This window comes from Paenibacillus germinis (assembly GCF_013141785.1).
Lineage (GTDB): Bacteria > Bacillota > Bacilli > Paenibacillales > NBRC-103111 > Paenibacillus_E > Paenibacillus_E phytorum.
In genome coordinates this window covers 51,131-62,615 of record NZ_WHOC01000124.1, presented here as the reverse complement: position 1 = coordinate 62,615, position 11,485 = coordinate 51,131, and the positions used below count along the sequence as shown (strand labels likewise).

11 protein-coding genes are annotated in these 11,485 nt (G+C 42.7%); 10 read left to right on the top strand and 1 reads right to left on the bottom strand.

What is annotated here, in order from left to right; translation table 11 throughout:
- Nucleotides 1-190 (top strand): hypothetical protein (locus GC102_RS39140; RefSeq protein WP_216628141.1); only part of this gene is annotated, 190 nt, incomplete at its 5' end.
- A 341-nt stretch (nt 191-531) separates the two neighbouring features.
- Here GC102_RS39140 and GC102_RS23420 read toward each other — a convergent pair.
- Entirely contained in the window at nt 532-2,214 is a 1,683-nt protein-coding gene (locus tag GC102_RS23420) for a DUF2339 domain-containing protein (RefSeq protein ID WP_171691633.1), read from the bottom strand.
- Between the two features lie 132 nt (nt 2,215-2,346).
- Here GC102_RS23420 and GC102_RS23415 point away from each other — a divergent pair, with 132 nt between their 5' ends.
- The 9 genes from GC102_RS23415 (at nt 2,347) to GC102_RS23375 (ending at nt 11,469) form a co-directional block, all read left to right on the top strand.
- On the top strand, nt 2,347-3,447 hold the full coding sequence (locus GC102_RS23415) for a GerAB/ArcD/ProY family transporter (RefSeq protein WP_171641608.1): 1,101 nt from the start codon (nt 2,347-2,349) through the stop codon (nt 3,445-3,447).
- A 25-nt stretch (nt 3,448-3,472) separates the two neighbouring features.
- Nucleotides 3,473-5,041 (top strand): spore germination protein, encoded by a 1,569-nt coding sequence (locus GC102_RS23410; protein ID WP_171641606.1) that lies wholly within the window; start codon nt 3,473-3,475, stop codon nt 5,039-5,041.
- 14 nt (nt 5,042-5,055) lie between these two features.
- Nucleotides 5,056-6,255, top strand: a complete 1,200-nt coding sequence (locus tag GC102_RS23405) for a Ger(x)C family spore germination protein (RefSeq protein ID WP_171641604.1) — start codon at nt 5,056-5,058, stop codon at nt 6,253-6,255.
- 6 nt (nt 6,256-6,261) lie between these two features.
- Nucleotides 6,262-6,495: a hypothetical protein gene (locus GC102_RS23400; RefSeq protein WP_171641603.1), complete on the top strand. Its 234-nt coding sequence runs from the start codon at nt 6,262-6,264 to the stop codon at nt 6,493-6,495.
- 34 nt (nt 6,496-6,529) lie between these two features.
- Nucleotides 6,530-7,615: a GerAB/ArcD/ProY family transporter gene (locus GC102_RS23395; RefSeq protein WP_171641601.1), complete on the top strand. Its 1,086-nt coding sequence runs from the start codon at nt 6,530-6,532 to the stop codon at nt 7,613-7,615.
- Nucleotides 7,616-7,674: 59 nt separating this feature from the next.
- Complete coding sequence (locus GC102_RS23390; protein WP_171641599.1) at nt 7,675-7,953, top strand: hypothetical protein; 279 nt, start codon at nt 7,675-7,677, stop codon at nt 7,951-7,953.
- A gap of 178 nt (nt 7,954-8,131) precedes the next feature.
- Nucleotides 8,132-9,889, top strand: a complete 1,758-nt coding sequence (locus GC102_RS23385; protein WP_171691632.1) for a glycoside hydrolase family 2 protein — start codon at nt 8,132-8,134, stop codon at nt 9,887-9,889.
- Nucleotides 9,890-10,060: 171 nt separating this feature from the next.
- On the top strand, nt 10,061-10,615 hold the full coding sequence (locus GC102_RS23380) for a PadR family transcriptional regulator (RefSeq protein WP_171691631.1): 555 nt from the start codon (nt 10,061-10,063) through the stop codon (nt 10,613-10,615).
- Nucleotides 10,612-11,469: a type II CAAX endopeptidase family protein gene (locus tag GC102_RS23375; protein WP_171691630.1), complete on the top strand. Its 858-nt coding sequence runs from the start codon at nt 10,612-10,614 to the stop codon at nt 11,467-11,469. The genes GC102_RS23380 and GC102_RS23375 overlap by 4 nt, the downstream gene beginning before the upstream one ends.
- Nucleotides 11,470-11,485 lie beyond the last annotated feature (16 nt).

Genomic DNA, 11,485 nt, shown 5'->3' with positions numbered 1-11,485 from the left:
AAGCGGCAAAATAGCCTTTTGGTGTGTGAATTGTTGTAGTAATTACAACATTGGTAACCATTTTAGACCATACACGGAAAAGCAGGTTAGCGTGTTTTCCGAGCTTAATCTACATGAACGCGGGGGACAGTCTGCTGAGAAGCCGATTTCCGGCTTCTCGGACTCTGCGGGTGAGCTTCAGCTCGCATAGCTCTCGCTGTAAGCGCGGTTTTCGCGCTTATTTGTTCGAGTACTCCAGATTAAGCGCGTTTTCCGAGCTTAATCTGCATGGACGCGCGGGACAGTCTGCCGAGAAGTCGATTTCCGGCTTCTCGGACTCTGCGGGTGAGCTTTGGCTCGCATAGCTCTCGCTGTAAGCGCGATTTTCGCGCTTATTTGTTCGAGCACTCCAGATTAAGCGCGTTTTCTGAGCTTAATCTGCATGAACGCGCGGGACGGTCTCCTGAGAAGTCGATACTCTGCGGACGAGCTTCGGCACGTATAGCTCTCGCTGTAAGCGCGGTTTTCGCGCTTATTTGTTCCGCGAAAAATCTATTCCTTCCGTTTATAAAACAATCTAGAAATACCTACACCGATGGCTCCAAGTCCGATGAACAGGATAGCGCGAACGGCCGTAGATACATCAGGTAAGTCGATGAAAATAATTTTGAGTAAGGTAACGAATAAGAAAATGATACCCACTAGTCTTGCTTTAGGCTTTTGAACAATGAGTCCAAAGACAATGAGCAAAATGGCGTAAACAACCCACACTGCTGAAAGTACTAAATGTTGGTAGTCGTAAGTGAGCGTTCGTGTCAGTGAGTTGGTCAACTGTGTGAGATAGACAAGTAAGAGTATTAGCTCCATCCATAATAGGATGAGACTAATTTCAGTTCGAGCGCGGCCTTCTTCAAGTGTGGAACGGAAGAAAGCATACAGACCGCCAATAGTTGCTACGAGTACAAGCCACGCAAAGGATTCGTCTGATAATAGATCATGTATCGGATGTGTTAGGACGAACAAAATTCCAATGAAATAAGTGATAGCCCCGCTGATTTGCTGCAGTTTGCTTTTGAATTTAGCCCCTAAACATAGCGCTATTGCACCCTCTACAAGAATGGCGGAGCCGGCTTGATCCGCGTGCAGCACATAGATGAGCCAAAGAAAAACGCTGAACGTTGCAATGGATAGCTGAACGGAAAAAGCTCTCTTTTGACGATACAGCCAGAAAGAAGTACCGCTATAGAGAAGCGACCATATCGCTAGCATCCATTCATAGAAGACACGATCTTTGGAACCGCCATATAGGCCGTACGTCCACGACGCGAGCAGGCCGAAGCTAAGGAATAAAGTGACTCGCTGCCCAATCAGGCTGTCTTTGGAACGGAGAACAGATATCGCAAAGAGGAGCAAATGCTGCAAAATAACGACGGTAAGGATCGCGGGTCGGCTGCCGATGTCATCTGCGAACAGAATTGAAAAGAGTAAGGGAAGATGAAGGACTCCAAACGCTGTAAAATAAGCGCCACGAAAGGAAAAACGCAACGATAATACGATCATGACCATTGAAAATAACCCTTCATAGCCTGCAAATACCCAAATATTTGGTTTGGCTGAGTCGACTAGGAAAGGCACTAGATAACCGGCGAGCAGGGTAATGATCATGAGTGCCTGTGAGCGGTGACGGATCGCCGTAAATACACTAGCAGCTATAGTTACGACGTATAGAACGAACGCAAGTGTAGGCGGAATCAATGCGAACAGCATATGTGCTGCGAAAAGAGATAGAATAAGGACCCCGCTGGATCCGCCGAGCAGCACTTGCCCCAGAGCCATGCGTTTGCGGCGAATTTGGACTTCTCCTTGCCAATACATGAAGCCTGCGACGATGACGCCCAGTATGCAGCGAACGGGTTCGGTGATAATCCCCGCATTAACGGCTGCTGTAAAGCCCCATAGGACACCTAATAGAAAGACGACGATGAATATCCGCGGCAGCCAGACGCGAGCGATCAAATGCTCCCAATCCCTTGGGGGCGCCGGTTGCTTGATGGGTATTGTCACCTCATTCAGATGGTGCGGCTGCATGGATTGCGGTTTTTGATCAAATGTTGGTTGCGTCGTATGTACTTGCTGAACTTGTGACTTTGTGGTTTTCTCAAGCAGGATGCTCAGTTGTTCTTCAAGTTCATTGACCTTCTTTTCCAGTGCCTCAATGCGTGTTTCCAAATTCATACAAGCCCCCCTTTTTATCTATACTTTAATGCTAATCACGATGTGAAACAATTAGAAAATCCATATCTTGTAAATGATTTATGGGAATATGGGAATAGTATCATTAAATGGAATCACTAGGTGAGGGAATTTATGTTGAAAGACGTTAAAATATCAGTGCGCCAATTTACTATACTTGTGATTATCTATACGATTGGGACGACAATCCTACTTATTCCATCGGGGCTTGCTGCTGATGCCAAACAAGATGCATGGATCGCAGCTATATTGGGAGTTGTCCTAAATTTGTTAGTCGTATGCTTATACAACAGGGTTAGTAATTATTTTCCCGACATGACGTTAGTTCAATATAATGAAAAAGTGTTTGGTAAATGGCTGGGAAAACTAATCTCCTTATTTTTTATTTTATTTTCTTTTGTCGGAGCAACTACAGTTTTGTTCGATCTAGGAAATTTTATTAATACGCAAGTGATGCCTGAAACGCCTATTCAAGCTATCAATATTATATTTGCCCTCGTTGTTGTGATGGGGGTGCGACTTGGACTTGAAACCTTAATTCGTGCTGCAGAGATTTTTTTTCCGTGGATCATTATGCTATTTATTATTTTGGTCCTTTGTCTTTTACCGGAGATTCGAATTGAAAAGCTGCAGCCCATGTTCGCAACTGGAGTAAAACCCCTGATAAAAGGAGCCTTATCGGTGGCGGGTACTGCTGCACTTCCTTTTATCGTCCTATTCATGGTGTTTCCTGTTCATGTCAATCAATTTCGTAAAGCAAAAAAAGCTTTTCTGATTGCTATCTTAATAGGTGGATTGTTTTTCGTCATTATCACCTTTTTATGCATATCGGTATTGGGAGTTCAAATGACAGAAAGACATATGTATCCAAGCTATGCTTTGGCCAAACAGATCAGCATTGGTAATTTTTTGGAACGTGTTGAAATCATTATAGCAGGCATATGGTTTCTAACTGTTTACTATAAGACAACCATTTATTTTTATGGTTTCGTTATAGGGCTAGCGCAATTTTTGAATGTTGTAGATTATCGACCGCTCGTTTTACCTTTAGGAATGATTCTGGTTGTTTATTCGCTTGTGGTATATCCCAATGTTGCATATATGTCAGAATTTGATACCAAAACTTGGATACCCTACGTTTTAACCATGGGGATTTTGTACCCGGTACTCCTACTAGGTGGTTCCGCGATTCGAAAGTCCATAACAAAGAACTAAGATCACTTGAATAGGTGGCGATACCATGGATTTCATCAAAAAAATTCTTAAAAATAACTATAACAACTCAACTGATGCTCAGATCAATCAGAATGGCTTCTCAATCTCAAAGGAATTACTTGAGGAGTCCCTGGATCTTAACTTCGATAAACTCAAGAAAGCCTTTGGAAATAGCAGTGATCTCATTACGCAGACCATCCATCTTAATGATGTAGATTCGATACAAATTGGCGTCATTTACATGAATGGACTGGTTAATCCATTCGCTATTCAAAGCCTGCTCACCGAAAATCTAAAAGTTGATTCATGTGAGTTCCCGCTAGATGCTTTAAGAAGTTCAGTGAGCACACTCGGTCAAGTTCGCGAAATTCCTGATTTTGAAACCTTATATCAATCTATTTTATCGGGGTTAACCGTTATTTTACTGGATGGATGTGTACAGGGGTTGGCGGCGAATACACAGGGCGGGGAGCATCGTTCCGTTGAGGAACCAACGACTCAATCGGTCGTCAGGGGACCTCGGGAAGGGTTTACTGAGCTGATAAGCACCAACGCTGCGCTGATCAGACGTAAAATAAAAGACTCCAACTTATGGATGGAATCCATGACAATCGGGCGTGTGTCGAAAACGGATGTCGCCATCATGTATATGAATGGCATTGTGAATGACAAGTTGGTGGCGGAAGCAAGAATTCGGCTAGGGCGCATTGATATTGATGCGATTTTTGAAAGCGCCAATATCGAAGAGTTGATCCAAGACGAAACATACACCCCATTTCCTACTCTGTACAATACGGAACGCCCCGATGTTATTGCTGCTGGCTTAATGGAAGGACGTATTGCCATTCTTGTCGATGGGACTCCTTTTGTGCTTATGGCACCTGCATTATTCACTCAATTTTATCAATCTGCTGAGGATTATTACCAACGTGCGGATTTTGCAACACTCCTTCGATTACTACGTTATGTATGTTTTTTCATCTCGTTGTTGGCTCCATCGCTATATATTGCAATAACCACCTTTCACCAAGAACTGCTACCTTCCTCTCTTCTGATCAGTTTAGCCGCTCAAAGAGAAGGAATCCCTTTCCCAGCTTTTATAGAAGCGGTCGTCATGGAAATAACCTTCGAAATTCTTCGAGAAGCCGGTGTTAGGTTGCCGAAAACTGTCGGACAAGCTGTTTCCATTGTAGGAGCACTAGTCATCGGGCAAGCCGCAGTAGAAGCTGGTTTGGTGTCTCCGGCGATGGTTATTATCGTGGCCATCACGGCCATTTCCAATTTCGTCATTCCTTCATTCAATATGGGGATAACGATTCGAATTTTGAGATTTCTTTTAATGCTTATCGCGGCATCTTTTGGTTTGTATGGCGTTACAGTTGGACTTATCGCCATTGTTCTCCACTTGTGCAGTTTAAGGTCCTTCGGAATTCCATATATGTCGCCAATGGCACCCTTTATCGTAGCGGATCAGAAAGATACGATTTTTCGTTTGCCGCAATGGGCCTTACATGAAAGGCCTCGACTCATAAGTCAAAAAAACAATATTCGAGAGAACAATGCCTCTTCCAATAAGCCTGAACCCAGGCCCTAGATAAAGGAGTCATCATGCGAAGATGTGTCATGCTTTTCGTTGTTTTGTTTATTATGATTGGCTTACTCACGGGATGTTGGAGTCGGCGTGAGCTTAATGATATCGCCATATCGGTCGGAATGGGTTTTGATAAAAAAGATGATCAAGTGCAGGTGACGATTCAAATTGTTAACCCTTCTGAAGTGGCTTCAAGGAAGGGTGGGGTCGGACTGGCTGCGCCTGTCAGCACTTTTCAAGCTACATCCAAAACCATTTTTGAAGCATTAAGAAAAATTGCCACACAGAGTCCAAGAAAGGTGTACTCTTCTCATCTTCGGATTCTTGTGATCAGCGAAGAATTGGCTAGAGAAGGGATTACGCCGATACTGGATGGGATTTCAAGGAATCATGAAATGCGAGCAGATTTCTATATCGTTGTAGCCAGAGGAACAACGGCTGCGAATATATTAAATATCCTTACGCCTATTGAGAAAATTCCCTCAAATAAAATGTTTAAAACTTTAGAGTTGTCCGAACAGATTTGGGCGCCTTCGGTTAAAGTGAAATTGAATACGTTAATTTCTGATCTGCAAACAGAAGGAAAAGATCCTGTATTAACAGGCATACAAATCAACGGAGATCCGAGTAAAAGTGAAAGTAAAAGTAATGTGAATCGAACAGCCCCTTTTGCATTCTTGCAATATTCGGGTGTAGCCGTTTTTAAAAAGGACAAACTTATCGGTTGGCTTAATGAAAAAGAAAGCAAAGGCTACAATTATATTTTAGACAACGTTAAGAGAACGATCGGACATATAACTTGTCCAACGGGCGGGATTATAGCCGTAGAAGTGGTACGAACGAAAACGAGAATGAGAGGAAAAGTTTTGAACGGCAAGCCACAAATTAATGTTGATGTTTTTGTTGAGCAGAATGTGGGTGAAGTCCAATGCAAGATCGATCTTATCGATCCTCAGACCATTGAGGAACTGGAGAAATTATCGGAAAAAGAGGTGAAAACCATTATCGAATCGACGATTCAAAAAGCAAAAAAATATAATGTGGATATTTGCGGCTTTGGTGAAGCGATTTATCGCGCGGACCCCAAATATTGGAATAAAAACAAAGACAACTGGAAGGAAGAATTCCATGATTTACCTGTATATGTGAATACAGACGTGAAGATTCGTCGTCTGGGCACCGTAAGTGATCCTCTGGTACAAAATTTAAAGGAATGATCAAAAATGTGGACAATCATTATGATACTTTTAGCCTCTACAGTTATCGCAATGCTGGAGATTCCAACGCTTAGGAAGAAAAGGCAGTATAAAGATTTCGTTGTTTTTTGTTGTTTATTATTGCTCGGTACAATCCTGAGCATTGCCCAAAGTTTGCGTATGAAGCTGCCCAACCCTCTAGATTTGATCACCTTTGTTTTTCAACCTGTTAGTGAGTTCATACTAGGGCTTTTGCAATAAATGAGATAGAACGAGAGGAGGGAGCAGCAAAAAAATGGAAAATGGAATTATTGGTATCCGGCAATTCACCATTCTCGTCACGCTATTTACGGTAGGAAGTTCCATATTAATATCCCCAGCAGGCCTCACCGCGGAAGCAAAGCAAGATGCATGGATAGCCGCCATTCTGGCACTAAGTCTTGGATTGCTGACAGTCTACTTATATAGTGTATTGGTAAGGCAATTTCCTAAGCAAACTTTGGTGGAGATGTGCGAGGCAATATTCGGCATTTGGATAGGAAAAATAGTTTCATTCCTTTATTTCAGCTTCTTCTTCCTCCTTGCTGCTCTTGTATTGCGGAACATTGGTGACTTTATGACAACTCAGGTTCTCCCAGATACACCGCTTCAGTTTATAATCATTATCTTTCTCGCAGCTGTAATTATGGCAAATTGGCACGGTCTTGAAACCATTGCGCGTGCCGGGGAAATTTTTTTCCCTTGGGTTATGATTTTCTTTTGTGCTATGGTCATTTTTCTGCTGCCGCAGATCCGACTCATTCAACTAGAACCTTATCTTGGCGGAGGCTTTACGCCGATTATCAGAGCGAGCTTACCCTTTATCGGAACCCCATTTATGGAACTAATCGTATTATTGATGGTTATTCCTTTTGTAAATTGCGCCAAGGAAGTGAATAAAGCGTTTCTTGTAGGAACGGCAATAGCAGGATTATTACTGATTATCATCTCCCTGATATCCATTCTTGTACTTGGTGCAGGTATGACCGCAAGTCAAATGTATCCAAGTTATAACTTAGCGAAAATGATCAGCATTGGAGGATTTCTGGAAAGATTAGAAGTTATTATGGCGGGGATCTGGTTTATCACAATCTTCTTCAAGCTTACGATTTGTTTTTATGCTTCTGCCCACAGTTTCGCTCAAATTATGAAGATGAAAGAAATTCGTCCTCTGCTCTTCCCTTTAGGGATGATTATGATCGTTTTATCCATTGTTTCATACCCAAACACAAGCTATTTTCTTAACTTTGTCTCCAAAATATGGTTTACCTATGCCTGCACATTTGGATTTCTTATCCCTGTATGTATGATTGGTGCAGCCTTCATTCGAAAGAGAGTATAATTTAAACACAGACAACTATGCTACAATAGTCATAAACAACCATTAGGAGATGACATCAAATGACAGAGCAATTAAACGAACAAGAGCTAATACAATTCATCGTAGACAAATCGAAGGCCGATCCTAAGCAAATTCAGCTGGTTTTGAAGTATGAGAAGGATTTTATTATCAAAGCAGAAGAAAATGCCAAAGGGGAAGTTGATATTGATAGCGATGAACTGATCGATCATATTCTGGGCAGACCCGATGTGAAATTGACAGAGCTGGCGGTAGATACCATTTTGGAAGCTGAGATGGATTATTTAATGAAAAAGGGATTTGCCGGATACATCGATTAAATATGTGATAAAAGGAACGGGACACCTCTGAGATGAGGTGTTCTTTTTTTATCGTAACTTGAAAGTTAATTGAATAACGCATATTGACATTAGATGGGCTTGATATGATAATAATCTAAGAGTTATTCATGTTATTTAGTTAACTTTTAAATTAATTATATGGAGGCAATGATGACCGATGACCAACCAACCACGAGCTGAGTACCCTAGACCTCAATTTGTAAGAGATAGCTGGATCAACCTGAATGGCGAATGGGAATTTGAATTTGATGATGATCGTGTAGGCAGTAAAGAGAAGTGGCATTTAGGGAATAGAAAGTTATACAAGACCATTCAAGTGCCATTCGCTTTTCAAAGTAAATTGAGCGGCATTGGGAGCAATGAGTTTCACGATGTTGTATGGTACCGCCGAGATCTAACTTTACCCGATGATTTTCAGAATAAGCGGATTCTGCTTCACTTTGGAGCGGTGGATTACGAAGCTTCGGTTTGGGTGAATGGGGTGCTGGTTGCTAAGCACGAAGGTGGTCATACCCCTTTCCATGCAGACATCACGGATGCGCTTCAAGCTGGGACGAACAAGCTGGTTGTCAAAGCGGTCGATTATAGCAAAGATGTTACGCTGCCGAGAGGAAAGCAATATTGGCATACGGATTCCGCAAGTATTTTTTATACAAGAACGACAGGCATTTGGCAAACCGTATGGATGGAAGCGGTATCTAACGACGGCTATTTGGACAAAGTGAAAATTACCCCGGATATCGATGAGAAACAAGTGGAATTCCAATTCTTTATCCAGGGTTCTGATTCAAATGCTAAGCAGCAGATGAAAGTAGAGATATCTTTTAATGGAGAACTCGTGTCGGAAGATACGTATGGGATGAGAAGCAGCTCCGGTGCGAGAAAAATTCGTCTTAATGATTTCAACGATCATGGGCTCGGTGCTTGGTGGACACCGGAGCATCCGAATTTATATGATGTCACGTTCACGCTGCTGGTTGATAATAAAGCTGTAGATGTGGTAACGAGTTATTTCGGCATGCGTAAGGTATCCATCGAAGACGGTAAATTATGCTTGAACAATCGCCCTTATTTTTTGAAAATGGTTCTGGATCAGGGGTATTTCCCAGATGGCAATTTGACGCCGCCAAGTGATGAAGCGATCAAGGAAGATGTCGAGCTAACGAAGGCAATGGGCTTTAACGGCGCACGGAAACATCAAAAGCTGGAGGATCCAAGATTTCTATACTGGTGCGATAAGCTCGGATTGGTCGTTTGGAGCGAGGCGGCTAATGCGTACGAATATACAGAGAAATATGTTAGTCGATTTACGAATGAATGGATAGCTTCTATCGATCGCGATTACAATCATCCTTCGATTATTGCCTGGGTTCCCCTCAATGAGAGCTGGGGAGTGCCTAATATTCAAATCGATAAATTGCAGCAGCAGCATGCCCTGACCATGTATCATTTGACCAAATCGCTTGATCCGATGCGTCCGGTTGTGTCTAACGATGGGTGGGAGCTAGTGAAAACGGATCTGTTCACCATTCATGACTATGAGTGGCGTGAAGGTGTGCTGGAAGAGCGCTATAGTTCTAGCGATAAAGCTGTTCATGCGATGCCAGCGAATCGCCGCTTATTTGTTGAAGGCTTCCCTTATGAAGGACAACCGATTCTTGTAACCGAATTTGGCGGTATTGCTTACAAGAAAAGCGAATGGGAAGGTTGGGGATATTCAGGGGCGGATAATGACGAGGATTTTGAGAAAAAGCTGCGTGCCGTCATACGTCCTTTGCTAAACTCAGGCGTTGTACAGGGGTACTGTTACACGCAGTTAACTGACGTTGAGCAGGAAATTAACGGCCTTCTAACATATGATAGAAAGCCGAAAATTCCAGTCGAAATCATTAAAGCTATTAATGATCGTAAGTAATTGACTTATATGGATTAAGAAACAAGGGAATCCTTCGGGGTTCCCTTGTTTGTTTGTGAGATGATGAATGACAGCACTGTTTAATCATGTTGACAAAAGCAAATAAAGGGAATAATATACATTTCATATATGTCTAATAGACATGTCTACAAGAATCAAAGGAGGTTCATCATGCAGGACAAAATCATTCTGGGTTTGCTGCTGGACGGGGATAAGTCGTCCTATGATCTTAAGAAAAGCATGGAGGCAAGTACCGGATTTTTCTATAATTCCAGCCAAGGGAGCATACAGCCAGCCTTAAAGAAACTTGTTCAGAATGGGCATGTTCATTTAACGGAGGTGCGTCAGGGGGGGAGGAACAAGAAGGTTTACTCGATCACTGAAGAAGGAGAAAAGGAATTCCTGAGTTGGGTTGGTGAGCCGATCGCATTAGACAAACCAAGGGATCCAGCCCTCGTCAAAATGTTCTTCTTCAACTACGTCGAAGATCCCAGAAAACTCGAACTCATTGAAATGTACTTGAATGAGATCGAAACGGTCCGGTCCACTTTGAAGATGTTTCAGCAAATGAATCGGGAACAACTCGGGAAAAACCAAGAGCTTCTCAACAACCCGAAGGTGAGAAGAAGGCTGGATACTCTGGATTTCGGGAGTGACTATTATGATTTCTTGAAGGCGTGGTACGGGAAGTATGTACAGAAAATAAAAGAGGAGCTGGGACCTTGAACGTAAAGAATAACAAGACACTGAGAAACGTGATTATTTTCTCGCTTGTTGCGTTAAGCTGCGGCTGGATCGGACGACTGGTTGATTTGCAGGCCGGAAAGGATGAAAATGGCAGTCTGGGACAATTGATATGGATTGTATCTCCCCTCCTGATGATGGTCATTTTGCGCAGTTGGATGGGAGATGGGTGGAAAGATTTCGGCATCAAACCTCGAGTCAAAGGAAACGTATTTCTCTATATATTCAGCCTGCTATTCTTTCCCTTCATGACCATGGTGATTGTCGGAATCAGTTCAGGCTTGGGGTGGACGGATATATCCCCAATGTCTTCTCACTATTTGACGGCAGTCGGTTTAGCTCTTGTACCAAGTCTCATCAAAAACATTTTTGAGGAATTTGCATGGAGGGGCTATTTGGCTCCAAAGCTTTATTCGCTTGGTTATCATCGTGTTATCGTTCATATTGCCGTGGGGTTAATTTGGGGCGTGTGGCATTTCCCTTATTTATTTCTTTTCGTGGATACCACGGAAAGCATGATCACCTATATCCCTCGCATGATGCTTGGTGTGATTGTTATGACGGTTCTGTATGGTGAGATTCTGCTGATGACTCGAAGCGTTTGGCCAGCCGTCTTCATGCACATGGCTGGAAATGCCTTCATTGATACATTGATTCTAAAAAAGTTCGTTCTCGTGCAAGCGGAATTTAGTTATTTGGCAATGCCCAGTCCGGAAGGAATCCTCGCCATTGTCTTAACAGCACTTGCCGGTCTATGGATGTATAAAAGAAGGAAAAGAACAACGTTACGGCAAAATCCTCTTGTCTTCCCAACACAACCGAAGCTCCCGGTTTAGCATAAAGCAATCGCCG

Coding starts and splice junctions, on each gene's coding strand:
- GC102_RS23420 (WP_171691633.1), bottom strand. CDS start 2,214: ATGAATTTGGAAACACGCATTGAGGCACTGGAAAAGAAGGTCAATGAA.
- GC102_RS23415 (WP_171641608.1), top strand. CDS start 2,347: ATGTTGAAAGACGTTAAAATATCAGTGCGCCAATTTACTATACTTGTG.
- GC102_RS23410 (WP_171641606.1), top strand. CDS start 3,473: ATGGATTTCATCAAAAAAATTCTTAAAAATAACTATAACAACTCAACT.
- GC102_RS23405 (WP_171641604.1), top strand. CDS start 5,056: ATGCGAAGATGTGTCATGCTTTTCGTTGTTTTGTTTATTATGATTGGC.
- GC102_RS23400 (WP_171641603.1), top strand. CDS start 6,262: ATGTGGACAATCATTATGATACTTTTAGCCTCTACAGTTATCGCAATG.
- GC102_RS23395 (WP_171641601.1), top strand. CDS start 6,530: ATGGAAAATGGAATTATTGGTATCCGGCAATTCACCATTCTCGTCACG.
- GC102_RS23390 (WP_171641599.1), top strand. CDS start 7,675: ATGACAGAGCAATTAAACGAACAAGAGCTAATACAATTCATCGTAGAC.
- GC102_RS23385 (WP_171691632.1), top strand. CDS start 8,132: ATGACCAACCAACCACGAGCTGAGTACCCTAGACCTCAATTTGTAAGA.
- GC102_RS23380 (WP_171691631.1), top strand. CDS start 10,061: ATGCAGGACAAAATCATTCTGGGTTTGCTGCTGGACGGGGATAAGTCG.